The organism is Streptomyces sp. NPDC059788 (genome assembly GCF_042732265.1).
GTDB lineage: Bacteria > Actinomycetota > Actinomycetes > Streptomycetales > Streptomycetaceae > Streptomyces.
In genome coordinates, this window is record NZ_JBHWHY010000006.1 from 16,023 (window position 1) to 41,560 (window position 25,538).

The 25,538-nt window shown below is 72.8% G+C and carries 12 protein-coding genes; 4 read left to right on the top strand and 8 right to left on the bottom strand.

The annotated features are described in order from the left end of the window. The first annotated feature begins 237 nt into the window (after positions 1 to 237). Both ACFV57_RS07000 and ACFV57_RS07005 read left to right on the top strand, forming a co-directional pair. Complete coding sequence (locus ACFV57_RS07000) at positions 238 to 975, top strand: ANTAR domain-containing protein (protein WP_385226547.1); 738 nt, start codon at positions 238 to 240, stop codon at positions 973 to 975. Positions 976 to 1,070: 95 nt separating this feature from the next. After that, complete coding sequence (locus ACFV57_RS07005; RefSeq protein ID WP_385226549.1) at positions 1,071 to 1,784, top strand: GAF and ANTAR domain-containing protein; 714 nt, start codon at positions 1,071 to 1,073, stop codon at positions 1,782 to 1,784. A gap of 599 nt (positions 1,785 to 2,383) precedes the next feature. On the opposite strand, the gene ACFV57_RS07010 is transcribed toward ACFV57_RS07005, so the two are convergent. Beyond that, positions 2,384 to 3,868 (bottom strand): M1 family metallopeptidase, encoded by a 1,485-nt coding sequence (locus ACFV57_RS07010; protein ID WP_385226552.1) that lies wholly within the window; start codon positions 3,866 to 3,868, stop codon positions 2,384 to 2,386. Between the two features lie 548 nt (positions 3,869 to 4,416). Continuing rightward, positions 4,417 to 4,914, bottom strand: a complete 498-nt coding sequence (locus ACFV57_RS07015; protein WP_385226554.1) for an RICIN domain-containing protein — start codon at positions 4,912 to 4,914, stop codon at positions 4,417 to 4,419. A 147-nt stretch (positions 4,915 to 5,061) separates the two neighbouring features. Between ACFV57_RS07015 and ACFV57_RS07020 the strand changes: the two genes are divergently transcribed. Next, positions 5,062 to 5,436: a hypothetical protein gene (locus ACFV57_RS07020; RefSeq protein ID WP_385226556.1), complete on the top strand. Its 375-nt coding sequence runs from the start codon at positions 5,062 to 5,064 to the stop codon at positions 5,434 to 5,436. Positions 5,437 to 5,558: 122 nt separating this feature from the next. On the opposite strand, the gene ACFV57_RS07025 is transcribed toward ACFV57_RS07020, so the two are convergent. Then, a complete protein-coding gene (locus ACFV57_RS07025) occupies positions 5,559 to 6,527 on the bottom strand; it encodes a D-alanyl-D-alanine carboxypeptidase family protein (RefSeq protein WP_385226558.1) in 969 nt (322 codons plus the stop codon). Between the two features lie 805 nt (positions 6,528 to 7,332). Here ACFV57_RS07025 and ACFV57_RS07030 point away from each other — a divergent pair. Further along, entirely contained in the window at positions 7,333 to 8,079 is a 747-nt protein-coding gene (locus ACFV57_RS07030; RefSeq protein ID WP_385226560.1) for a BTAD domain-containing putative transcriptional regulator, read from the top strand. Between the two features lie 148 nt (positions 8,080 to 8,227). Here the strand turns inward: ACFV57_RS07030 and ACFV57_RS07035 are convergent, their stop codons facing one another. Genes ACFV57_RS07035 through ACFV57_RS07055 form a run of 5 tightly spaced genes read right to left on the bottom strand, consistent with a single transcriptional unit; the run spans position 8,228 to position 25,487 of the window. After that, entirely contained in the window at positions 8,228 to 9,046 is an 819-nt protein-coding gene (locus ACFV57_RS07035) for an ABC transporter permease (RefSeq protein ID WP_385226562.1), read from the bottom strand. Next, on the bottom strand, positions 9,039 to 10,004 hold the full coding sequence (locus ACFV57_RS07040; protein ID WP_385226564.1) for an ATP-binding cassette domain-containing protein: 966 nt from the start codon (positions 10,002 to 10,004) through the stop codon (positions 9,039 to 9,041). The genes ACFV57_RS07035 and ACFV57_RS07040 overlap by 8 nt, the downstream gene beginning before the upstream one ends. A 5-nt stretch (positions 10,005 to 10,009) precedes the next feature. Next, entirely contained in the window at positions 10,010 to 10,222 is a 213-nt protein-coding gene (locus tag ACFV57_RS07045; protein ID WP_385226566.1) for an MbtH family protein, read from the bottom strand. 47 nt (positions 10,223 to 10,269) lie between these two features. Continuing rightward, a complete protein-coding gene (locus tag ACFV57_RS07050) occupies positions 10,270 to 17,499 on the bottom strand; it encodes an amino acid adenylation domain-containing protein (RefSeq protein ID WP_385226568.1) in 7,230 nt (2,409 codons plus the stop codon). A 47-nt stretch (positions 17,500 to 17,546) separates the two neighbouring features. Continuing rightward, entirely contained in the window at positions 17,547 to 25,487 is a 7,941-nt protein-coding gene (locus ACFV57_RS07055) for an amino acid adenylation domain-containing protein (protein WP_385226570.1), read from the bottom strand. Positions 25,488 to 25,538 lie beyond the last annotated feature (51 nt).

The following is a 25,538-nucleotide window of genomic DNA, read 5'->3' on the forward strand; positions in this document are numbered from 1 at the left end:
GCCCGTATCGGGCCTGGGGCGCTAAGCTGGAGGTGCACCGTGAGGTCGTCTCGGGCTGGGTGGAACCAGCCGGCGTGGCGGCCGGGGCGGGTCAGGCGGAGAGCAGGTGGCATCAGCGGTTCCCGTCCGCGGGCATCGGCGGCCCCGTGTGGCCGGACTTCCGCTCCCACCGCTAGGCGCGCGCCCTGTCCCCGCGTCCACGCCGTGGAGGCGGGAGCCTGCCGATCGGCGTCCTTCATGCCTGCGACCCTGCGGGAAGTGCGCATCGCCGAAGCGGTGCGCGATCTGGTTCACCGCGCTGCGGACTTCGATCCGCTGGAGCTGCTGCACGACCTGACCGCATACACAACCGCCCTGCTGCCGGTGGCCGGGGCCGGCGTGACCGTCCTCGACGACCTGGGTCGGGTGGAGTACGCGACCGCCTCCGACGAACGCTGCCGCCAGCTGGAGGACGACCAGATCGACCTCAACGAGGGCCCCTGCGTGGACGCCACCCGCGAGGGTACCGCCGTGCCCACCGCCGTCCTGACCGGCCCGGCTGCGCTGCGCTGGCCACGCTTCGCCCGCCGCGCCCAGCGGGCCGGCATCACCGCTGTGGCCGCGGTCCCGCTGCGCACCCCTGCCCTCAGCGTCGGAGCCCTGAACCTGATGGGCAGCGGGCAGGACACCGACGCCCTGCCCGACGGATCGGACCTGCGGATCGCCCAGGCGCTGGCCACTGCCGCCGCGTCCTGTTTCGGCCACCGGCACGACCTGCACGGCCAGGCCGTCCTGATCGAACAGCTGACCACCGCGCTGGACAGCCGTCTGGTCATCGAACAAGCCAAGGGCGTGCTGTCCGAACGCCTGCGCATCAGCCTGGACGACGCGTTCCACCGGTTGCGCGCATACGCCCGCGCCCGCCAGCGCAAACTCACCGACCTGGCCACCGACGTCGCCCACGGCACGGTCCCCGACGAACTGTCCCGCTCGTGACGGCCCCGCCGTACACAGCATCCAGCGGCGCCCCGCCCCGCCGCGGTGCCCGCGGTGCCCGCGGTGCCCGCGGTGCCCGCGACAGAAGGTGGACCATGCCCCGTGCCGAGATCAATACCCTCTTCGACCGGCTGCGCCATGCCGCGCGCACCGGCCGGGGCCTTGACGCCCTGTCCCCCGGGGCGACCGCGCGCCTGCTCGGCCACGACGCACTGACCCTGTGCCTGGCCACCCCCCGCGGCCACCTCGAACTCGTCTGGACCGACAACGCGGCCGACCTGCTCGGCCCGCAACTGGACGACCTGCAATACACCCTCGGCGAAGGCCCCACCCTGGACGCCGCCCGCACCGGCCGCACCATCACCGAACCCGACCTCACCCGCACCGCCCTCGACCGCTGGCCGCAGTTCCTGCCCGCCGCCGCCGACACCCCCGCCCGCGCCGTCGTGGCCGTACCGCTACGCCTGGGCGTCGTCCCCGCCGGCGTCCTGACCGTCTACCGCATCCGCCCCGGCCCACCCACCGCCCCACAGCAAGAAGCCACCGACCGCTTCGCCCGCGCCGCACTGACCCTGCTCCTGCGCACCTCCCCCGCCCGCCTGCTCACCGGCGAACACGGCCCCGGCCTCGCCCTGCACCGTGCCGAGGTCCACCAGGCCGCCGGCGTCCTCTCCGTCCAGCTCCGCCTCCCCCTCGACCAGGCCCTCCTCCGCTTACGCGCCCACGCCTACACCCACGACCGCCCCCTGCTCGACGTCGCCCGCGACATCCTCACCCACCGCCTCTACCTCAACAACAGCACCGCATGACGCACCACCGCCCCGACACGTCCGGCTGCCCGACGGAGCCGTACGTGGCGTTCCACTTTCGAGGAGCGAGCCGACTCCCTCACGTTGTACAGGGAGGTAGGGCCGGCCCGGGCGCGCCCCGAGACGACGGTGTCAGCCACCGCCCTCAGACAAATTCCGCAAGGCCCTCATTCGCACCGGCAACCCCCGCGGGCCCACGTTCACCGTCGACCAGCCGATAGTCCTCTCGCACGGCCTTCAAGGCACGGCATCGTGACCCTCACAAGCCGCCGTGCCGGTGTCGTGCCGGACACCGCGGTATACGACGGTCAGCGGAGAGCCGGGGAGTCACCTACAGCCATGCCCCGATACGGATCGTTTACCCAGGTCAGGGAGGCGTCAGAGGCACCACGCCCCCTGATTGCCAAGCTCGGAGCGCGGGTTCGATTCCCGTCACCCGCTCCACAGACAAAGGCCCAGTCCAGGGATATCCCCAGGCTGGGCCTCTGTGCTGTCCGAGTTGGTTTGGTTTGGGCTTTTCGTGCCCGTGGCGTGGACGGTCTGGCCTGGTCGCTGGTGACCGTGTGGCTGGGGCTGCCGGGCTCGGAGGCGGGCTGGGGTCAGCCCGTTTGGGCGGGCTTCCAGTCTGGGTGGCCGGGCATCGGTGGTGTGGTCTTTCCGTAGATCCAGGACTTGAAGTACGGCGTGAGGTCTTGGCCGGAGACGCGGTTGGCGACGTCGATGTAGTCCTGGGTGCCGGCCGAACGGCCCTGGTACGTACGGAAGAAGGTGGATTCGATCTTCCGGAAGGTCGATTCGCCGACCTTGTTCTGCAGCCCGTAGAGCATCAGGGCGCCGGGGGCGTCCGTGTTGAAGAGCAGGCTCGTGGCCTTCTTCAGGCGTCCGGGCGGGCCGCCCGAGGCGCGCTGCCCGGCGTCTCCCGCGTACTCCTTCTTCATGGTGGCGTCGAGGGCGTCACCGCCGTGGGACGCGGCGTAGAGCATCTGGTAGTAGGTCGCGTGGCCCTCGCTGACCCACATGTCGTCCCAGGTGCGCACGGATACGGCGTCGCCGAACCACTGGTGCGCGATCTCGTGCACCATGATCGGGGTGACCTTCTCCGGGGCCACCGTCAGGGCGTGGGCGGAGAAGGTGGAGAGAGTGGCGGTCTCCAGTGCCACGCCGTTGTAGTCGCTGTCGACGCCGAGGACTCCGTACCGGGCGAAGGGGTAACGCAGGCCGAGCGTCTTCTCCAGCCAGGAGACCTGGTCCGCGGTGCGCTGCGCGTTCTTGACGGTCTTGTCGTACTGCCCGGCCGGCACCCAGCTGCGTACGGGCAGGCCGTGCGGGCCGCGCTGGTCGACGGGACGGAAGTTGCCCACCGCCACCTGGGTGACGTCCGTGGGGATCTCATCGCGGGTGGCGTACGTGAACTCGTCGCGAGAGCCCGCGAGCTGCCGCTGCCGTACCAGGTCGCCGTTGGCCACGACCTTCGTGCCGCGCGGCACGGTGACGCCGAAGGTGACGCGGGCCTTGTCGGCGGGCACGTCGTTGGAGGGGAAGAAGAGATGGGCGCGGTCGGGCTGACCCATGAAGGCGAAGCCGTCCTTGGTGTTGATCCAGCTCTTGACCGGCCACTTGGTGCCCTTCGGAAGGTGATAGGCGGGCGAGACCGGGTCCTTGGAGCGGTCGGCGGTGTAGCGGATCCGGACGCGGAAAGCCTTGCCGTCGCGCACCGGTTTCTCCGGCACTACATGCAGCTTTTCGCGCTTGTCGTCCGTGCGGAAGCGGGCCGGGCGGCCGTTGACGGTGACCATCTCGACGTCCTTGACCGCCGAGTCGAGGCTGAAGCGGGAGAGATTCTGCGTGGCGACGGCATCCATCACGGAACTGGCCGCCATCTGGGACGTACCGGCGCGGTAGTCGAAGTGGACGTTGTAGCTCCGCGCGTCGTAACCGCCGTTGCCGAGGCCGGGGAAGAGGCGCTCGTGGCCGTGGTCCGCGCCGGGGCGGGCGTCCGCCGGCGCGCCGGCGGTGTGGGCCGGGCTGGCGTCGGCCGGATAACAGCCGGTGGCGGCCAGCGGCACAAGGAGCGCGAGGGTCACAGCCGAGGCCCTCTTCTTCACAGACGCAGGCACACCCGCGGCGTGTGCACCGGTCTGTCGGGGCGGTATGGAGAGCATGGTGGGGGGATCCTTCCTCCCCGTCCGGCGGGCCGGTGTGGGGAAAGGCCCGGTGAACGTGCCGGTACGGAGACGGTGCGTGAGAGTCGTTTGCCCGCGGACGGGGAAGCCCGCCAGGCAACAAGTCCGCGGAGGCCGGGCCCTGTTCTCCCTGCCTCCTGCACCTTCGAGGCTATGCAGGAGCGAATGACCGGCACCTCGCCTTCGGGAGGTACTTCCCGCGCCTGCGATCACACCGGGGCATGACGGCCCGGTACGCCCGGAGAGCGACTTGCATGATCCTCAAGAGGTACGCGCCGCCGTCTGACCAGCACTTGCAGCGCCGGCCGTGCCTGTGGGGCGGTTCGGTTCCCGTCGCCCGCTTCATGACGAAGGCCCAGCCCGGGGAAGTGGTTCCCAGGGCTGGGCCGTTGTGTTCCGCAGCCGTCGGCGAAGCCGGTCCCGCGAGGCGTGGCCGGCCGGAAGCGGTTTTAGAAGGGGCCGGGCGAGATGGCGAAGAGCTCGTCGATCGCGCCGTTGCAGGTCCACTGGATCAGCCGGGTGCCCTGTCCCTTTTCGGAGCCGGTGCCCAGGCACTTGCCGGAGTAGACGTTCCGGAAGACGCCGTTGCCGTACCACCACTTCTCGTCGACCGAGCCGTTGCAGCTGTACTGGATGACGGGGGCACCGTTGCCGAGCTCGGAGCCGACACCCATGCACTTGCCGGAGTGGTCGTTCTTGAGGAAGTAGGCGCGCGCGCCGTTCGCGTCGGTAGTGGGTACGAAGAGCCAGCTCTCGTCCCTCGCGTTGGGGTTACACGTCCACTGGATCACCGGTGCGCCGTTGCCCCACTCGCTGCCGACGCCCGCGCACTTGTCGCTGTACGCGCTCTTGATGAAGCGGCTGCCCGAAGCGTTGGCGGTCGCGTCGCTGATGCCGATCAGAGCAACTGCCGCAGCAGCAACGCCGAGTGTCCTGGAGAACTTCATCCTCGCCCCATTCGCATAAACGTTCGGAAGCGATGACAGTATGTGAGCGTAAATAAGCTGTCAATAAATTTTCAGGTTCACAAGGTGGCATATACGGACTCGTTCTCTCGAAGAGCGTGTGCCCCGATTGTCATACTGGGTGGCACGGTGCTCGGTCCGGATGGCGAGCAGCAGCTGGCCGAACTGCGGATGCCGCCGCGGAAGAAGCGGTGGCGGCCCGTGTACGAGATCCGCCTGCCCGACGGCACGGTGCTGCGCGGTCGGGAGGGGACGGTGCCGTCGCTGCTTCTGTGTCTGGTGCTGCTGCCGTTCGTCCTGCTCTACCTGGTGGCCCTGACTCTCTCCGACTCCCCCGCCGGCACCGCCACCGCGCCCCTGCGAACCGCCTGGAAGCGGCCGGGTGGGCGCTTCGGCCGGGCGGCCCTGACCGAGTCCGCGCGGGGGCGGTTCCGGGTCCGGGGTGCGGGGCTCGACCGGCGGGTGGCGTACGCGCAGGCGGTGGCGAAGTACTGGGAGCGGTGAGACGGCCGGGAGGGGGTGTCGGTACAAGGGCCCCGGGGGCCCCGGGACGAGAGCCGTGGAACGACGCGAAGGGCGCGGCCACTTCTGTGGCCGCGCCCCTCATTCCCGTTCCGGGTGGACGGTCAGTCGCGCTGCGTGTTCGCCGGGAGGGTGCGGAGCTTCATGTTCTTCGCGGTGTCCGCGCCGAAGCCGTAGTCCAGGAGCTTGGCCGCGTCGGCGTAGCGGTCCTTGCTGTTGAGGACGGTGCCGACGAGGGTCTTGTCGCCGCGGGTGGCGGCGAAGACGAGGCAGTCGCCGGCGGGGGTGGTGGTGCCGGTCTTGATGCCGATGACGCCGTCGTACGAGCCGAGCAGCTGGTTGGTGTTGTTCCAGGTGTAGTAGCGCGTACGGCCGTTGGCGGCGGGGGCCTCGCCCTTGTACTGCTTGGTCTTGACGATGGTGCGGAAGGTGTCGTTCGCCATGGCGTGGCGGGCGAGCTTCGTCAGCTCCGTCGGGGTGCTGGAGTCGTTGCCGCCGCCGTCGAAGGAGTCGAAGGTGGTGTGCGACAGGCCGAGTTCGCCGGCCTTGGTGTTCATCTGGGCGATGAACGACTTGGTGCGTTCGGCGCTGGTGGCGCCGGTGCCGAAGGTGTCGGCGATGCCGTAGGCCGCGTCGGCGCCGGAGGGCAGGAGGGTGGCGTAGAGCAGCTGGCGGACGGTGAGCTTGTCACCGGTCTGGAGGTCCGCGGTGCTGGAGCTGTGCTGGGTGACGTAGTCCCGGTACTCCTGCTTGACGGGGACCTGGCGTTCCAGGTCGACGCCCTTGGTGTCGAGGACCACGGAGGCGGCCATGATCTTGGCGGTGCTGGCGATGGGGCGGGCGGTGTCCGCCTCCTTGCCGAACAGGGTCTTGCCGCTCGCGCCGTCCACGAGGGTGGCGCCCTTGGCGGCTACGGCCGGGGCCGGCGCGGGGGCGGTCCGGGCGGCCTGGGGGGAGGATGCGTTCTGCGTGGGGGGTGTGGCCTGCGCGGCCTGAGCGGTCAGGGGGGAGAGCGCGAGCAGGGCGCCGCCGGCGACGACGGCTGCGCGCGATGACAGGACTCGGGCAGTCAAGTGGGAACGCTCCATAACTGTCGTGCTTGTTGTCGAACCGTGCACCCGTGCGTGCGCGGGACGAGCACGCAAAGGATGCCCGGTACATCAAACTCCATGAGTGGCCGGAAGTAACCCCCGGGGCCCGTTTCTTGTGGTGAGCGTCACTGTGCGAGCGTCCGCGTCAGCGCCGGTGCCGGCGTTGGAGCTGGTGGCGCGGGCCCCGGCGGCGTGTGGCTTTCGGCGCGGGCCCGGCGCAATACGCCGGCACGGGGCGAGGGAATTGCGCTCGGGCGGCATTCCCCGTCACGCCACGGCCGTTGACCGTTGAATTGGTCGGCCGGGTGAAGAATTCATTGCGGGAAATATACGCCGGGCGACTTGCGGAACCAGCGGCTCCGGGCTGTTGTCGGGCTTGTGGGCAATGATCCCGGGCGTCGCGGCAACCTGCGCGCCCGGGGTGGACGGGCAGCACGCAGCGGCCCGTCCGCACAGGGGGGACTTGGCTAAGATGGCTTTAAATCTCAGGCGTTTCCCGATCCTTTAGCGGATTTATGCCCGTTTCTCGACGCTTGACAGGCATCATCGAAGACGGGAAGATCTCAATGGTCTAGGTATAGACCACCAAGAGAGCGTCAAAAAGCGTCAAAAAATCATGCTGCGTACGTAGCGTTGGCATTCGCGATGGCAGCGGGGGGCCCAGGGGGTAGGGCGCTGCCGATGAGCTTCCGCTCCCTGCTGGACCGGAAGACAGTCGCCGGCAGATGCGGCTCTACGCGCACCAGCGGGGATGGGAAAACCGGTGCTGATCAATGTTCTTGGTCCAATGGGCGTCGAACACGGGGGAAAGACCTACCGGATCCGGGCGAAGAAGGTTCGCACGCTGTTAACCGTTCTGGCGTTGCACGCCGGGCGGACGGTTTCCTGGGACACGCTGGTCGGTGAGCTGTGGCCGGACAAGGACCTGGCGAACAGCAGGAACGCGCTGCACGCCAACACCGTACGGCTGCGCAAGCAGCTGGAGGCCTGGGACCTGGGGGCGCACCCCAACGACGTGGTCGTGACGGCCAACAACAGCTATCTGCTCGCCGTCCCGTCGGACGCCACGGACGCCGCCCGCTTCCTGCGGCTGGCCTCCCAGGGGTCGGAGCTGCTCCGCGAGGACCCCGCGCGGGCGGGCGAGGTGCTGCACGAGGCCCTGCGGCTGTGGCGGGGGCCCGCCCTGCTGGACGCGGGGGACGGCGTGCTCTGCCGCTCCACCGCCGCGCAGCTCGAAGAGCGGCTGATGACCCTCCGCGAGGACCTGGTGATGGTGAAGCTGCACACCGGCGGCGAGCGCGAAGTGATCGCCGACCTCCAGGAGTTGGTGGTGGCGCATCCCGGGCGGGAGCGTTTCAGCGAGCAGTTGATGATCGCGCTCTACCGCTGCGGGAGACAGAGCGAGGCGCTGGACGTCTACCAGCGCACCCGCGCCTGGCTGGTGGACGAGCTGGGGCTCGACGTCGGGCGCTCGCTGCGGGAGCTGTATCAGTCCGTACTCGCCCAGGACCCGGTGCTGGACGCGCGGGCCTGACCGGACATCGAGCAGCTCACTTTGTTAGCTGAGATGGACGGGGTGCAACGGTGAGGCTCATACGAGCTTCCCGGGCGCCCCGTCCACGGCGTTCCCGCCGTCTTCCGAGGGCGCCCGTCGGCACGTCGTCCCGCCGCGCGGCACCGGCTCACGCCTTCCGGTACGCCCGCAGGCTCAGCGGTACGCATACGGCCAGCAGCACCGCGAGGGTGCCCGCCGTCACCAGGACCGGGTGGTCCGCCGGGAACCCCGTACCGGACACGACCGGGTTGCCCCACAGGGTGCGGCACGCGGTGACGACCGAGCTGACCGGGTTCCACTCGGCCAGGGGGCGGATCCACGACGGCAGCCCCTGGACGGAGAAGAAGGCGTTGGACAGGAACGAGAACGCCACCAGCACGATCGCGCCGACCGAGTCGATGGTCTCCGGGGACCGCAGGAGCAGGCCGAGCAGCACGCCCACCCAGAGCATCGCGTAGACGAAGGCGAGGATCAGCGCGAAGCCGCCCGCGACCGACAGCGGGTCCGCGTGCGGCCGCCAGCCGACGGCCAGGCCCACCAGCATCACGATCACCAGGCCGAGCGCCGAGACGATCAGGTCGGAGAGCGTCTGGCCGACCAGTACGGCCGTACGGGAGACCGGCAGCGACCGGAAGCGGTCGACGAGGCCGCCGCGCATGTCCATCGCCACGCCGATGGCGGTGGGGCCGATGCTCGCCAGGCCGACCTGCACGGCCACGCCGGCCATCAGGTACTCCTGGTAGTTGCCGCTGCCCGGCACCGAGATGGAGTTGCGGAAGAGATAGCCCACCGCGATCAGCAGGATCAGCGGGTTCATCACGATGCCGAGGAACTTCCCCGGCGCCCGCCGCAGGTGCAGCAGGTGCCGCCCGGCCAGGGCGGCCGTGTCGGCCAGGCCGGCGAACGGGCCGCCCGGCGGCACGGTCGCGACGCGCAGTTCACTCATGGACGGCCGCCTCCGGCTCGTTGCGTTCGGTCAGTTGGAAGAACACGTCGTCGAGGGTGGGGCGCCGTACCTCGAAGTCGGTGACCTCGACGCCCGCGGCCCGCAGCGCGCCCGCGAGGGCCGCCACGCTCTCCAGCCCGGCGTCCAGCTGCACCGTCAGCCGCAGCGCCTCGGAGTCCACCACCGGCTCGGCCCCGGTCAGGGGGGAGACGGCGGACAGCGCGGCGGACAGCTGGCCGGGGCGGGCCACGGCGACCTGGAGGTGGTCGGTGCCGACGGCGCGCTTGAGTTCGGCCGGGGTGCCCGCGGCGATCACCCGGCCGGTGTCGATCACCACGATCTGGTCGGCCAGCTGGTCGGCCTCCTCCAGGTACTGCGTGGTGAGCAGCACGGTGATGCCCTCGTCGACGAGGTCGCGCACCACCTTCCACAGCACGGTGCGGCTGGTCGGGTCCAGGCCGGTGGTCGGCTCGTCCAGGAACAGCACCGGCGGCCGGGCGATGATGCAGGTGGCCAGGTCGAGCCGGCGCCGCATCCCGCCCGAGTACGTGCCCACCGGGCGGTCCGCTGCGTGCTCCAGCTCGAAGCGCGCGAGCAGTTCGGCGGCCCGCTGCCGGGCGCCGCGCCGGCCCTGGCGCAGCAGCCGGCCGAGCAGGATCAGGTTCTCGCGGCCGGTGAGCAGTTCGTCGACGGCCGCGTACTGACCGGCCAGGCCGATCCGGCGGCGCACCTCCTTGCTCTGGCGCACCACGTCGTACCCGGCGACGGTCGCATGTCCCGCGTCCGGCGTCAGCAGCGTGGACAGCACCCGTACGGTCGTGGTCTTGCCCGCCCCGTTGGGTCCGAGTACGCCGAGCACCGAGCCCGCGGCCACCGACAGGTCGACGCCGCGCAGCGCGTGGTGGCTCTTGTAGCGCTTCTGCAGCCCTTCCGCGTAGACCGCGGTGTCCGCCCCCATCGCGGTCAGCTGCCGGAGTGCGCGGTGACGAGGCTCTTGGGCCGCATGTCGGTCCAGTCGCGCTCGACGGCGGCCAGTGCCTCGGCGCGCGGGCGCGCTTCGAGGGTCACCGTCCAGCCGGGCGGTACGTCGGCGAAGACCGGCCAGATGCAGTGCTGGCCCTCGTCGTTGACCAGGACGTGGAAGGTGCCGTCTTCGTTGTCGAAGGGGTTCGCCATGGGACTCTCCGTAAGGTGTCGGATGGGGTCGGGTTTGCGGGCGCGGATCAGGGGCGCAGCCGGTCTAGTTCGGCGGCGACGGCGTGGCCGATGGCGGCCTGCGGTCCGGAATGCATCATGAATTCGTGGCCGCACGGGACCGGGTGGACGACCGGCCCGCCGTCGGTGTGCGCGGTCCACCGGCCGGGCCGGGCGGCGCGTTCCCGCGGGGTCAGGCCGAGTTCCGCGACGAACAGGTGCATCGGGGCCCGTACGTGTCCGGGCGTGTGCTCCCGTACGAGGCGGACGTGGTTGCGCATGACGTCCACGAGCCGGGGGATGTCCAGGTCGCCCAGCGGGCTGTCGGCGCGGCGCAGGGCGTCGCGGACGGACGCGGGCGTCGGACCGTCCGTACCGTCCGGGCCTTCGCCGTCAGGCACGTCCTGCTCCAGGCCGCAGTATTCGAGGACGGCGGTCAGCAGCTCCGCATCCGTGGGGACGGGCTCGGCGAGGTCGGCCGGGTAGCTGTCCAGGTTGGCGAGCAGGGCCACTTCCTCGCCCGCGGCCTCCAGTTGCGCGGCCATCTCGTGGGCGACGATGCCGCCGTACGACCAGCCGAGCAGGTGGTAGGGGCCGGCCGGCTGGATCGCGCGGACCCGCTCGACGTACTCGGCCGCGACCTCCGCGATGCTTCCCGGCAGCGGCCCGGTGCCGGTCAGGCAGGACGCCTGGAGGCCGTAGACCGGGTGGCCCTCGCCGATGTGTCCGGCGAGGCCTAGGTACGGCAGCGCGAAGCCCATGCCGCCGTGCACGCAGAACAGCGGCGGCAGGTCGCCGCTGGTGCGCAGGGGCAGCACCGGGCCGTACGGGTCGAGTGGCGCCTCGTCGGCGGACGGGTCGTCGAGCCGCTGCCGTACGCGGTCCAGGAACGTGGTGCCGGCCGCGCGGTCGGCCCGCTCCAGGGCGGCGGCCAGCGCTTCGACGGTCTTGTGCCGGAAGATGTCGGGCAGCGCGAGGTCGAGTCCGGCCTTGCGGGCCCGGCCGACGATCTGCACGGAGCGGATGCTGTCGCCGCCCAGCTCGAAGAAGTCCGCCTCGGCGCCGACCTCGGGCAGGTTCAGGACCTCCGCGAAGACCTGGCACAGCAGCGTCTCGTGGGCGGTGCGCGGGGCCCGGCCGTGGACGGCCGCCTCGGTGGTGTCGAGGGCGGGCAGGGCCTTGCGGTCGACCTTGCCGTTCGGGGTGAGCGGCAGGGCGTCGAGCGTCACGAAGGCGCCGGGGACCATGTAGTCGGGCAGCAGCCCGGACAGGTGCTCGCGCAGTGCGGCGGCGGGCACCGGCGCGTCCTCGGGGACGAGGTACGCGGCCAGCCGCCGGTCGCCGGGCCGGTCCTCCCGTACGTCGGCGACCGCCTGGGCGACGCCGGGGTGCGCGGCGAGCGCGCTCTCGATCTCGCCGAGTTCGATACGGAAGCCGCGCAGCTTGATCTGGTGGTCGACGCGCCCGGCGTATTCGAGGCTGCCGTCCGCCGTCCAGCGCGCCAGGTCGCCGGTGCGGTACATCCGGGCGCCCGCCGGGCCGAAGGGGTCGGCCACGAAGCGTCCGGCGGTCAGGCCGGGGCGGCCGAGGTAGCCGCGCGCCAGCTGGGCACCGGCGAGGTACAGCTCGCCCGTCACGCCGGGCGGCACCGGGTTCAGCCGGCCGTCCAGGACGTAGGTGCGGGTGTTCGACAGCGGCCGGCCGATGGGCGGCTTGCCGTCGCCGGTCAGCGGGTCGCTGGCGGTGGCGCAGACGGTGGACTCGGTGGGGCCGTAGCAGTTGTACAGGGCCCGGCCCGCGGACCAGCGGGCGGCGACCTCGGGCGGCAGCGCCTCACCGGCGGTGATCAGGGTCAGGCCGTCCGGGAGCGCGATGTCCTCGGGGAACGCGGCCAGCACGACCGGGGGCAGTACGGCGAGATTGACGCCGTACCGGGTGACCAGGTCGGCGAGGGGCTCGCCGGGGCCGCGGCTCTCCGGGGTGGCCAGGACGAGGGTGCCGCCGGACAGCAGGGCCATCGACAGTTCGGCGGTGGCCGCGTCGAAGCTCGGGGAGGCGAACTGGAGCACGCGGGAGCGCGCGCCGAGCCCGAAGCGCCGGATGTGGTCGGCGGCGAGGGCGGCCACGCCCGCGTGCTCGACGACCACGCCCTTGGGGCGGCCGGTCGAACCGGAGGTGTAGATGACGTACGCGGCGTCGCGGCGGGTCAGCGGGCGGATGCGGTCGGCGTCGGTGAGGTCGGTGTCGGCGTCGGTGACGTCGGTGTCCGGCAGCGGGCGGTCCGTGGAACCCGTGAGGTCCGCGGCGTCCCCGGCGAGTTCGATCACCTTCGCGCCGCTGTCCCGCAGCGCCCCCGCCGCCCCCGGTGCCGCCAGCACGCACACCGGCCCGGCGTCGCCGACCATGTACGCGATCCGGTCGGCCGGATAGTCCGGGTCGAGCGGCAGATAGGCCGCGCCGGACTTCAGGACGGCCAGGATCGACACGATCATCCCGACCGAGCGGGGCAGCAGCAGCCCGACGAGCGCGCCGGGCCCGGCGCCGCGTGCGACCAGCACACGGGCCAGCCGGTTGGCACGGGCGTTCAGCTCCCCGTACGTCAGTGTCCCGTCGCGGAAGGCGACGGCCTCGTGGTCCGGCTGCCGGGCGGCGTGCTCCTCGAAGAGCTGCGCGACGGTCCGGTCGGGCACCTCGGCGCTCGCGCTGTTCCAGTCGGTCACGACGCGCCGGCGCTCCTCGTCGCCCAGTACGTCGATGCTGCTCAGCGGCGCCTTCGGGGCGGTGGTCACGGCCGTCAGGACGCGGCTGAAGCGCTCGGCGAGCGCCCGTACCGTCTCCGGCCGGAACAGCTGGGTGCTGTACTCGACGAGCAGGTCGATCCCGCCGAACTCCTCCCGGGAGCCGCCGTCCCGCGCCCCGGTGGCGCGCTCGGTCAGCTGGAACGCCAGGTCGAACTTGGCCGTGGCGCTGCCGACGGGCTCCACGGCCGCCGCCAGACCGGGCAGCGCGGCCTCGGCCTCCGCCGTGTTCTGGAAGGCCAGCATCACCTGGAACAGCGGCTGCCGGGCCAGCGAGCGGACCGGGTTGCAGACCTCGACGAGCCGCTCGAACGGCACGTCCTGGTTCTCGTACGCGGCGAGGTCCGTCTCCCGGACGCGGCGCAGCAGTTCGGTGAAGGCGGGGTCGCCCGAGGTGTCCGTACGCAGGACGAGGGTGTTGGTGAAGAAGCCCACCAGGTCGTCGAGCGCCTCGTCCGTACGGCCCGCGATCGGGCTGCCGAGGGGGATGTCCTCCCCGGCGCCCATCCGGGTGAGCAGGGCGGCCAGCGCGGCCTGGACGACCATGAAGAGGCTGACGCCGTGTGCGCGGGCCAGGCCGGCCAGGGCGCGGTGCAGGTCGGGCCCGATGACGGCGGCGTGCTCGGCGCCCTCGTGTCCGGCGACGGCCGGGCGGGCGAAGTCCGCGGGCAGTTCGATCTCCTCGGGCAGCCCGGCCAGCGCGTCCTTCCAGTAGGCGAGCTGGCGGGCGGCGAGGCTGTCGGTGTCGTCCTCGTCGCCGAGCACGTCGCGCTGCCAGAGTGCGTAGTCGGCGTACTGGACGGGAAGTTCGGCCCACTCCGGCGCCGTACCGCCGCGGCGTGCCGCGTAGGCGCGGGCGAGGTCGTCGGCCAGCGGGGTCAGGGACCAGCCGTCGCCCGCGATGTGGTGGAGCACGAGCAGCAGTACGTGTTCGGTGTCGGACAGCCGGAACAGGTCGGCGCGCAGCGGGATCTCGCGGGCCAGGTCGAAGCCGCGGGCGGCTCCATCGGCCAGCAGGCCGCTCAGCCGTGCCTCTTCGGTGGTGTGCTCCCGCAGCCCGAACTCCGCTTCCTCAAGCGCGAGTACGTGCTGACGCGGCGTCCCGTCGCGGTCCGGGAAGACCGTGCGCAGGCTCTCGTGGCGGCCCACGAGGTCGCTCAGCGCGCCGCTCAGCGCGTCCCGGTCGAGGTCGCCGGTCAGGCGCAGGGCGAGCGAGATGTTGTACGTGCCGTGCGCGCCGTCCAGGCGGTTGAGGAACCACAGCCGCAGCTGGGCGTAGGACAGCGGTACGTCCTCGGGGCGGCCTCCCGGGCGCAGCGCGGGCCTGGCGGCACCGGCGCGCGGCAGGCGCTCGGCGAGGCCGGCGGGCGTGGGTGCCTCGAACAGCGCGCGGACCGGGACGTCGGTGCCCAGGACCGTACGGATGCGGCTGACCACGCGCGCGGCCAGCAGCGAGTGCCCGCCGTGCTCGAAGAAGTTGTCCTCGGGACCGAACCGCGCAAGGCCCAGCACCTCGCCGAACACCTGGCACAGCAGGTCCTCCTGCGGGCTGCGCGCGGCGCGTCCGGTGGCCTGGGACCGGAGTTCGGGGTCGGGCAGGGCCTTGCGGTCGACCTTGCCGTTCGGGGTCAGGGGCAGGGCGTCCAGCGTCACGAAGGCGGCGGGAACCATGTACTCGGGCACCCGCTCGGACAGGAACGCGCGAAGGGCGCCGGGCTCCGGAACGGCGGCGCCGTCGGCCGGGACCAGATAGCCGGCCAGCAGGGGCTCGCCCGGCCGTGCCTCGCGTACGGCGACGACGGCCTGGGCGATGTCCGGGTGTCCTGACAGGGCGTTCTCGATCTCGCCCAGCTCGATGCGGAAGCCGCGGATCTTGACCTGGTGGTCGGCGCGGCCGACGTACTCCACCTGCCCGTCGGCGCCCAGGCGCACCAGGTCGCCGGTCCGGTACATCCGGCCGCCCGCCGGGTCGGCCGGGTCGGCCACGAACCGCTCGGCGGTCAGGCCGGGGCGGCCCAGGTAGCCGCGGGCGAGGCCGTCGCCCGCGATGTACAGCTCGCCGACGACGCCGGGCGCGACCGGCCGCAGCCAGTCGTCCAGGATGTGCAGCCGGGTGTTGGCGACGGGGAAGCCGATGGCGGGGGCGCCGGGGCGGATGCCGTCCAGCGGCGGGGCGCCGGTGGACCAGATGGTGGTTTCGGTGGGCCCGTAGAGGTTGGTGATGCTCGCGGTGGCCTTGCGCAGCGTCTCGCCCAGCGGTTCGCTCAGCGCCTCGCCGCCGACGAAGCCGCGGACGCCGCCGAGGACGTCCGGTGCCACGGTGACCAGGGCCTGCCACAGGCTGGGCGTGGCCTGCAGGACGGTGGCGCCGGTCGCGGTGACCGCCCGGCCCAGCGCGGCCGGGTCGCGTACGGTCTCCCGGTCGGCGAGGACCAGCCGGGCGCCGCTGACCAGCGGCCCGAACAGCTCGGTGTTGGCGATGTCGAAGCCGAACGTGGTGACGCTCAGCAGGGTTTCGCCGCGCTCCAGGGCGTAGCGGTGCCGGATGTCCTCGACGACGTTGGCGAACCCGCCCCGGGTGACCACGACGCCCTTGGGGCGGCCGGTGGAGCCGGAGGTGAACAGGACGTACGCGGCGTCGTCCGCGCTGATCGGGCGGGCCCGGCCGGCGTCGGTGAGGTCGGTGTCCGGGAAGCCCGCCACCAGCGCCGCGGCCTCCGCGCCGTCCATGATCCAGCGGGCCTGTCCGGCGTCCGGCAGCGCGGCGTCGGTGGCCGTGGTGGTGAGCGCCAGGACGGGCCGGGTGTCCTCCAGGACGACGGTGTTGCGCTCGGCCGGGTGGTCCGGGTCGACCGGCAGGTAGGCGGCGCCGGACTTCAGTACGGCGAGGGCCGCGACGACCAGGCCGGTGGAGCGGGGCAGGGCGATGGCGACGGTGCGGCCGGGACCGGCGCCGTGGGCGACGAGGGCGTGCGCGAGGCGGTTGGCCCGCGCGTTCAGCTCCCGGTAGGTGAGAGCGTCGTCGCCGCACACCACGGCGGTGTCGTCGGGCAGTTCCCGTACGCGTTCCTCGACGGCCTCGGCGACCGGGCGGGCCGGTGCGGCGGTGGCCACGGCTTCCCCGGCCGCCTGGAGCAGCCGCGCCTCCGCGGGCTCCAGCACGCCGATGCGGGCGAGCGGCTGCGCGGGGTCGGCGGCGACGGCCGCCAGGACGCGCAGCAGGCGGCGCCCGAACAGTTCGGCGTCGGCGGGACCGTACAGGTTGGGCGCGTAGTCGAAGCGCAGCGCGAGGCGGGTGCCGGGGCCGGGCAGCACGGCGAGGGCGAGCGGGTAGTGGGTGACGGAGCGGATGGCCGCGTCCGCGACCCGCAGGCCCGGCAGCGACGCCGCCAGCTCGTCCTCGTCCATCGGGTAGCTCTGGAACAGCATCACCGTGTCGAACAGTTCACCGATGCCGGCCTGTCGCTGGATGTCGGCGAGCCCGACGTGCTCGTACGGCATCAGCCCGGACTGCCGCTCCTGTACGTCCGCGAGCAGTTCGGCCACCGACTGGCCGGGGCGGGCTGTCACCCGCACGGGAACGGTGTTGGCGAACAGGCCGACCATCGTCTCGACGCCGGGCAGCTCGGCCGGGCGGCCGGCGGTGACCGTGCCGAAGACCACGTCCTCGCGGCCGGTGAGGGCGCCGAGAACGAGCGACCAAGCGCTCTGGAAAACGGTGTTGAGCGTGACGCCGAGGCTGCGTGCGCGGGCCGCGAGGTCAGCGGCCAGTTGCTCGGGCACGTCCATGGTCAGCGACTGCGGCAGCACCGGGGTACGGCCTTCGGCGGGCGCCAGGCGGGTGGGCTCGGCGAGTCCGGCGAGCGCGTCCCGCCACGCGGTGTGCGCGGCGGTCTCGTCCTGCGCGGCCAGCCAGGCCAGGTAGTTGCGGTACGGGGCGGCCTTGGGCAGCCCGGCACCCTCCTCCTTGCCGCCGTGCGCGTACAGCGTGAACAGGTCCTGGATGAGCATCGGCAGCGACCAGCCGTCGGACAGGCTGTGGTGCAGCGTCCAGATGAACGTGTGCCGCTGCGCCCCCTGCCGGACCAGGACGAAGCGCATCAGCGGCGGCCGCGCCAGGTCGAAGCGGCGGCCCCGCTCCTCGTCGGCGGCGGCGCGCAGCTGCCCGGCGTCCGCGTCCGGCAGGTCCAGTTCGCGCCACGGCAGGTCGACCTCGTGCGGGACGAGCTGTACGGGGTCGCCGGTGGCCCGGCGGCGGAAGCAGGCCCGCAGGTTGGGGTGCCGGCGCAGCAGGCCCTCGCACGCGGCGCGCAGGGCGCCGGTGTCCAGCGGACCGTCGAGTTCGACGCTGAGCTGGAGCGAGTACGCGTCCGCGCTCTGCGGGTCGTACTCGGACAGGAACAGCAGGCCCTTCTGCAGCGGCGCCAGTGGCAGTACGTCGCTGATACCCGAACGCTTCACGGCGCCCTTCCCTTCGTCCTTCGCCGAACTCACCGAAAGTCCCGTGCTCACTGAAAGTCCCCGAATTCCATGTCGAACCCGTCGAGTTCGTCGTCTGACAGCGCGACCAGCGGCTGGTCGGCGGCCACCGGCTCGTACGCGGCCGGCGCGTCCTGGACCGGCTGCGCGGCGGCGGCGAGCGCGGCCGGTGTCTTGTGCAGGAACACGTCCCGCGGCGTGATCACCAGCCCGGCCCCGCGTGCCCGGCCGACGAGCTGGATGGAGCTGATGCTGTCGCCGCCGAGGGTGAAGAAGTCGGCGTCGGCGGCGACCGTCGGCAGGTCCAGCACCTCGGCGAAGGCGGTGCAGAGGATCGTTTCCTCCGGAGTGCGCGGCGCACGGCCGGTGCCCGTCAGCGCGGTCGCCTCGGGGGCGGTGAGGGCCTTGCGGTCCACCTTGCCGTTGGGGGTCAGCGGCAGGGCGTCGAGGGCGACGAAGTCCCCCGGGATCATGTACTCGGGCAGCACCCGCAGCAGCGCGGCACGTACCTCGTCCGCGCCCGCCGGTCCGACGAGGTAGCCGACCAGGCGCTTACGGCCGGAAGCCGCGTCCGTGTGCACCTGCGCCGCCGCGTCCGTGACGCCGTCCACGGCCCGCAGCGCCGCCTCGATCTCCCCCAGCTCGATCCGACGGCCGCGGATCTTCACCTGGTGATCGCGACGCTCCAGGAACTCCAGCTGCCCGTCCGCGCGGTAGACCACCCGGTCACCGGTCCGGTACATCCGCTCACCGGCCGGGCCGTACGGGTCGGCCATGAACGTCGCAGCCGTACGCCCCGGATCTCCCAGGTAGCCGCGGCCGACACCGGTCCCCGCCACGTACAGCTCACCGGGCACACCGACCGGGACCGGCCGCAGCGCATCGTCGAGCACGTACAGGCGGGTGTTGCGCACCACGCGGCCGATCGGCACCCGGGAGCCCGTCAGGTCCGAGTCCACGGTCAGCACGGCGTGCGTCACGTCGTCCGAGCACTCGGTCGGCCCGTACGCGTTGACCAGCGGAATCCCCGGATAGCGGGCGAACCAGCGCCGGCAGACGTCCACCGGCAGCGCCTCGCCCGTCACCACCAGGTGGCGCAGCTTCGGCAACGACGGGAAACCACCCGCCGTCTCCCACGCGTCCAGCGCCGCCCGCAGCAACGACGGGACGACTTCGAGGACGGTGACGCCTTCGGTCACGGTCACGTCGAACAGCGCGTCCGGGTCCGCGGAGGTCACCCGGTCCACCACGCGGGTGGTGCCGCCCGCCACCAGCGCGGCCAGCATCTGCCACACCGAGATGTCGAACGTCACCGGCGCGTTGTGCACCAGGACGTCGCCCTCGGCCATGGCCAGGTCCTCGACCTTGGCGAGAAGGTGGTTGACCATGCCCCGGCGGTGCACCATCGCGCCCTTCGGGCGTCCCGTGGAGCCGGAGGTGTAGATCACGTACGCGAGATCGTCCTCACCGCCGCGCACCGGACCCAGACCCTCGGCCCGCGCCCCAGCGGCCGGGAAGGGCTCGTCCAGGCACAGCACGCGCAGTTCGCTGCCGTAAGCGTCGGCGATCTCCCGCGCGCGGGCCAGCTCGCCCGGCCCGGCCAGCAGGAACCGTGCGGCACTGTCCTCCAGCAGCCCGGTCTGGCGGGCGATCGGCGCGTCCACGTCCAGGGGCAGCCATGCCGCACCGGCGCCCAACACGCCCAGCACACCGCCGACATAACGGGCCCCCGGCTCACCGAGAACCGCCACCAGCGAACCGACCTCCGCGCCCGCCTCCGCCAGCCGCCCCGCGACCCCGTCAGCCCACAGCGCCAGCGCCCCGTACGAGACCGAGACCTCACCATCGGACACGGCCACCGCATCCGGACGGGCCGCAGCGTGCTCGCGCACCCGCTCCACCACACCCGCGAAGCCACCGGCCCGCCCGGTGTCGTTCCACTCCACCAGCAGCCGCCGCGACTCCGCCTCGTCCACCAGGCCGAGTGCGGCCAGCGGCCGGTCGGCGGTGGCCGGGACGGCGGCGAGCAGGTGCAGCAGACGGGCGCCGAGCCGTTCGACGGCGTCCCGGGTGAAGGCGCCGGGCGCGTAGTCGAAGCGCAGGTCCAGACGCCCGCCGGCGCCCGGCAGGACCGCCAGGCTCAGCGGGTAGTGCCGCCCGTCGCGGGCCTCGGCGTCCAGGAGGCGCAGGCCGGTCGCGGAGGCGCGCACGCTCTCCTCGTCCAGCGGGAAGTTCTCGAAGAGCAGCACGGTGTCGAAGAGGTCGCCGATCCCGGCCCGGCTCTGGATCTCGGCGAGCCCGACGTGCTCGTACGGCATCAGGGCCGACTGGCGTTCCTGGATACCGGCGAGCAGGCCGGCGACGGTCTCCTCGGGCCGGGGGCGCACCCGCACCGGCACCGTGTTGAGGAAGAGACCGATCATGCTCTCGACGCCGGGGACCTCGGCCGGGCGGCCGGAGGTGACCGCGCCGAACACGATGTCGTCGCGGCCGGTGAGGCTGCCCAGCAGCAGGGCCCAGCAGCCCTGGAAGACGGTGTTCAGGGTCAGGCCGCGGTCGCGGGCCCAGGCGGCGAGGCCGGAGGACAGCTCCTCGGGTACGGGCATGCCGACCGTGTCCGCGTGGACGGCCGGGTGCCCGGCGCTCTCCGGGGCGGCCAGCGTCGGTTCCTCGACGCCGTGCAGCGCCTCCTTCCAGGCCGCGAGCGCCGCTTCGGTGTCCTGCTCCGCCAGCCAGGCCAGGTAGTCGCGGTAGGGCGCGGGCCCGGGCAGCGCGGCGGCGCCGTCGGCACCGGCCGCGTACAGCGTGAACAGCTCCTGGACCAGCAGGGGCATCGACCAGCCGTCGACCAGGCTGTGGTGGACCGTCCACAGGAAGCGGTGCCGGTCCGGGCCGGTACGGGCGAGGACGAAGCGCATCAGGGGCGCCTGCGCCGGGTCGGACAGGTCGAAGCGGCGGGCGCGCTCCTCGTCGGCGAGGCGGGCGACGGCAACGGCGCCATCGGCATCGTCGGTCAGGTCCGTCTCCCGCCACGGCACCTCGACCGCGTGCGGTACGAGCTGGACGGGCGCGCCGGACTCGCGGTGGCGGAACGTGGCCCGGAGGTTGGGGTGCCGGTGCAGGAGCCGCGCGCAAGCGGCGCGGAGGCGGGCGGCGTCCACGTCGCCGCCCAGTTCCAGGCCGAGCTGGAGGACGTACGCGTCCACGCCGTCGCCGTCCCGCTCGTACTCGGACAGGAAGAGAAGGCCCTTCTGGAGGGGCGCCAGCGGCAGCACGTCAGCGAGACCGGAGGCAGCCAACTCGACCTCGTAGCAGTCCAGTTCGCTTTGGGACACCGACACCAGGGGCAGGTCGGACGGCACCCGGCCGCCCGCGCCGGGCCGGGCCGCGTGGGTCACCAGCAGCTCCAGCGCGCGGAACCACGTACGGGCGATGTCGCGCGCGTCCTCGTCCGGCAGGATCTCCCCGGCCCAGAGCCAGTCCGCGACCAGGTGCGGGCCGTCGGGCCGGTCCTCGGTGACCGGGGTGACCTCCAGGACGTGCTGCAACGGCATCTCGGGGGCGGCGGCGGTGCCGACCGCGGCGCCCTCGCCGGACAGCGACCAGTCGGCCGCTCCGGCGGCGTTGAAGCGGCCCATGTAGTTGAAGCCGATCTGCGGGCGCGGGTGGCGCGCCAGGAGAGCGCTGGTCTGCGGGTTGAGGTAGCGCAGCAGGCCGTAGCCGATGCCGTGGTCCGGGACGGCCCGCAGCTGCTCCTTGATGCGCTTGAAGGCGGTGCCGACGGCGTCGCCGCCCGCCCACACCTCGTCCCAGTCCAGCTCGCCGGGGGCGAGGCGGACGGGGAAGGCGCTGGTGAACCAGCCGACCGTGCGGGACAGGTCGGTGTTGTCCACGACCTGCTCGCGGCCGTGGCCTTCGAGTTCGATCTGCGTGTCCGTGGTGCCGCAGTCGGCGGCGTTCCTGCGGCGGCGCCAGTCGGCCACCGCCAGCGCGAGTCCGGTCAGCAGGACGTCGTTGATCTCGGCGTGGAAGGCAGTCGCCACATCGGTCAGCAGGGCCGCGGTCTGCTCGGCGGGCAGGACCAGCCGCAGGCGGCGGGCGGTCGCGTAGGTGTCCCGCGCGGCGTCCAGGCCGCGCGTCCCGGGCAGCGGGTCCGGGGCGCTCGCGTGCCCGGTCCACAGCGGCAGCTCCGCGGTGCGGGCGGCGGTGCGCGCGTTGTCGGCGAGCAGGCGCGACCAGCTGCGGTACGAGGTGCCGACCGGCGCCAACGCCGGTGCGCGGCCCGCCTCGACGGCCGACCAGGCCGCGGCCAGGTCGGGCAGCAGCACCCGCCAGGACACGCCGTCCACGGCCAGGTGGTGGACCATGAGCAGCAGGCGCCGGGGCTGCCCGGGGCCGGCGTTCAGCAGGACGGCCTGGAGCAGGTCGCCGGTGGTGGGGTCGAGACGCCGCTGTGCGACGGCGGCCTGCTCGACGATCACCGCGCCGCCGTCCGTACCGCCGTCCGCGTCGGCCGGTACGGCGGCCTCGTACACCGCGCCCGTCAGGTCCACCGTGCCCTGCGGCCGTACCTTCAGCGTCCACAGGCCCTCTACGGGCACGTCCAGCTGCATCCGCAGCGCGTCGTGCCGGTCGGTCACCGCGTGCAGCGCGCGGGTCAGCCGCGCGGTGTCCACGTGGTCGGGGACCTGTACGACGACGTACTGCGCGAACGAGCCCACCGGACCGGCGACCGGGCCGCCGTCCTCCCGCAGCTGGTGGGCGATCGGCATGATCTCCAGCTCGCCGACGCCGTCGTCCGTGCCGACCACCGCCGCCGCGTCCTGGGCCGCCTGCGCGGCGGCGGCCAGCGCGGCCGGTGTCTTGCGCAGGAACACGTCGCGCGGCGCGAACACCAGGCCCGCCTTACGGGCGCGGCTCACCACCTGGATGGAGCTGATGCTGTCGCCGCCGAGCGCGAAGAAGTCGGCGTCGGCGGCGACCGACGGCAGGCTCAGCACCTCGGCGAAGGCGGCGCAGAGGATCGTTTCCTCCGGGGTACGGGGGGCCCGGCCCGCGCCGCTCGCGGCCGTGGCCGCCTCGGGGGCGGTGAGGGCCTTGCGGTCCACCTTGCCGTTCGGGGTCAGCGGCATCAGGTCGAGCGCCACGAACTCGCCCGGGATCATGTACTCGGGCAGCACGAGCGACAGCGCGGCCCGCACGTCCTCCGCGCCCGCCGGTCCGACGAGGTAGCCGACCAGGCGCTTACGGCCGGAAGCCGCGTCCGTGTGCACCTGCGCCGCCGCGTCCGTGACACCGTCCACGGCCCGCAGCGCCGCCTCGATCTCCCCCAGCTCGATCCGACGGCCCCGGATCTTCACCTGGTGGTCCAACCGCTCCAGGAACTCCAGCTGCCCGTCCGGGCGATAGACCACCCGGTCACCGGTCCGGTACATCCGCTCGCCCACGGCCCCGAAGGGGTCGGCCATGAACGTCGCAGCCGTACGCCCCGGGTCGCCGAGATACCCGCGGCCGACGCCCGTACCCGCCACGTACAGCTCGCCCGCTACGCCCACCGGCACCGGCCGCAGCGCGTCGTCCAGGACGTACAGGCGGGTGTTGCGCACCACGCGGCCGATCGGCGTGCGCGTGCCCAGTTCACTGCCGGCTTCGATCACCGCGTGGGTCACGTCGTCGGAGCACTCGGTCGGGCCGTACGCGTTGACCAGCGGAATCCCCGGGTAACGGGCGAACCAGCGGTGGCACACGTCCACCGGCAGCGCCTCGCCCGTCACCACCAGGTGGCGCAGCTTCGGCAGCGACGGGAAACCGCCCGCCGTCTCCCACGCGTCCAGCGCCGCCCGCAGCAACGACGGGACGACCTCCAGCACCGTCACGTCCTCGTCGACGGTCACCGCGAACAGCGCGTCCGGGTCGGCCGCCACCGTGCGGTCCACGACACGCGTCGTCCCGCCCGCCACCAGGGCGGCCAGCATCTGCCACACCGAGATGTCGAACGTCACCGGCGCGTTGTGCACCAGGACATCACCCTCGGCCATGGCCAGGTCCTCCACCTTGGCGAGAAGGTGGTTGACCATGCCCCGGCGGTGCACCATCGCGCCCTTCGGGCGGCCCGTGGAGCCGGAGGTGTAGATCACGTACGCGAGATCGTCCTCACCGCCGCGCACCGGACCCAGGCCCTCCGCCCGCGCCCCCGCCACCGGGAACGCCTCGTCCAGGACGAGGACCCGTACGCCGGAACCGGCCGCCGCCACGATCTCCTCGGCCCGCGCCGCCTGGCCGGGCCCGGCCAGCAGGAAGCGCGCACCGCTGTCCGCGAGCAGCCCGGTCTGGCGGGCGATCGGCGCGTCCACATCCAGCGGCAGCCACGCCGCACCGGCGCCCAACACACCCAGCACACCGCCGACATAACGGGCCCCCGGCTCACCGAGAACCGCCACCAGCGAACCGACCTCCGCGCCCGCCTCCGCCAGCCGCCCCGCGACCCCGTCCGCCCACAGCGCCAGCGCCCCGTACGAGACCGAGACCTCACCATCGGACACGGCCACCGCGTCCGGACGGGCCACGGCATGCAGACGCACCCGCTCCACCACCCCGGCAAAACCGCCCCCACGCCCGGTGTCGTTCCACTCCACCAGCAGCCGCCGCGACTCCGCCTCGGTGAGCACCCCGACGCCCGCCAGCGGCCGGTCGGCCGCCGCCTGCGACAGGGCGTCCAGGAAGGCGGTGAACCGGTCGCGGTGGGCGTCGAGTTCGGTGGCGCTGTACAGCTCGGGGTTGGCGTTGAGGTGGATCTCCACGTCGTCGCCGGAGGAGTCGGAGACCGCGAACATGAAGTCGTTGACGATGCCGGTGGACAGGTTCGTCAGGGTGACGGCGCAGGGGCCGAAGGCGAGTTCCGGCTCGGGCGGCAGGACGTTGACGAACGGGCCGAAGGGGCGCCGGTCGTCGACCCGCAGGCCCATGTCGCGGCGTACCCGGTCGCCGCGGTAGCGCTGGTGGCTGAGCGTCCGCAGCAGGGCGTCGGCGACCGTGCGCAGCAGCTGGTCGGGCGTGGCGCCGGGGGCGATGGCGACGCGCAGCGGCAGGTAGTTGGCGACCATGCCGGGCACCGAGCGGCCCGCGGCGCTGGTGCGCGCGTTGACCGGCAGGGTCAGCAGGATCTCGTCGGCACCGGTCAGCCGCTGGGTGTAGGCGGCAGCGGCGGCGATGACCAGCGTCGGCCAGGTCACCCGGGCGCGGCTCGCGGCGGCGCGCAGGCGCTGCACGACGGGCCGCGGCAGGGTGGTGCTGCGGCGCAGGAAGCCGCGGGCGGGGGCCGGCTCGCGGCCGGAGAAGCTGACCGGGTCGGGGGCGTCGGCGTACGCGCGCGACCAGTACGCGCGGTCCCGCTCGGCGCGCCGCGACGACGCGTATGCGATCTCGTCGTCCACCAGGGTCTTCAGGGGCGGCAGCTGTCCCTCGTCCGTGGGGCGCCCTTCGTGCAGGGCGGTGTAGAGGTCGGCCAGCCGCCGGTAGAACAGCGGGCGGACGAAGCTGTCGCTGACGATGTGGTGCGCGCACATGTAGAGGAACGCGCGGTCCGGGCCGAGGGTGAGCAGGGCCGCCCGCAGCAGCGGGAAGGACGTCACGTCGATCGGCCGGTCCAGGTCCCGGGCCATCCAGGCACGGGCGGCGGCCTCGGGGTCGGCCTCGCCGCTCAGGTCGACGGCGGTGTACGGCAGGGTCTCCAGGGGTTCGACGGTCTGCCGGGGCTCGCCGTCCTCGTCGGTGAGGCGCACGCGGAAGCACTCGGCCTCGCCGAGGGCCAGGCGCAGTGCCGTTTCGAGCCGGGCGGCGTCCAGGGGGCCGCGGATGTCGAAGTGGTCGGCCATGTTGTAGGCCAGGTCGCCGTCGGCGAACTGCTCGTCGAACCAGATCTCGGTCTGGGCCGCGGTCAGCGGCAGACCCGGCTCGATACGTGCGGTCATGACAGCAACCTCCTGGAGGACCTGCGGATGCAAGGGGTTCGGTGCGGCGGG

Coding starts and splice junctions, on each gene's coding strand:
- ACFV57_RS07015 (WP_385226554.1), bottom strand. CDS start 4,914: ATGAAGTTCTCCAGGACACTCGGCGTTGCTGCTGCGGCAGTTGCTCTG.
- ACFV57_RS07000 (WP_385226547.1), top strand. CDS start 238: ATGCCTGCGACCCTGCGGGAAGTGCGCATCGCCGAAGCGGTGCGCGAT.
- ACFV57_RS07045 (WP_385226566.1), bottom strand. CDS start 10,222: ATGGCGAACCCCTTCGACAACGAAGACGGCACCTTCCACGTCCTGGTC.
- ACFV57_RS07005 (WP_385226549.1), top strand. CDS start 1,071: ATGCCCCGTGCCGAGATCAATACCCTCTTCGACCGGCTGCGCCATGCC.
- ACFV57_RS07035 (WP_385226562.1), bottom strand. CDS start 9,046: ATGAGTGAACTGCGCGTCGCGACCGTGCCGCCGGGCGGCCCGTTCGCC.
- ACFV57_RS07055 (WP_385226570.1), bottom strand. CDS start 25,487: ATGACCGCACGTATCGAGCCGGGTCTGCCGCTGACCGCGGCCCAGACC.
- ACFV57_RS07030 (WP_385226560.1), top strand. CDS start 7,333: ATGGGCGTCGAACACGGGGGAAAGACCTACCGGATCCGGGCGAAGAAG.
- ACFV57_RS07040 (WP_385226564.1), bottom strand. CDS start 10,004: ATGGGGGCGGACACCGCGGTCTACGCGGAAGGGCTGCAGAAGCGCTAC.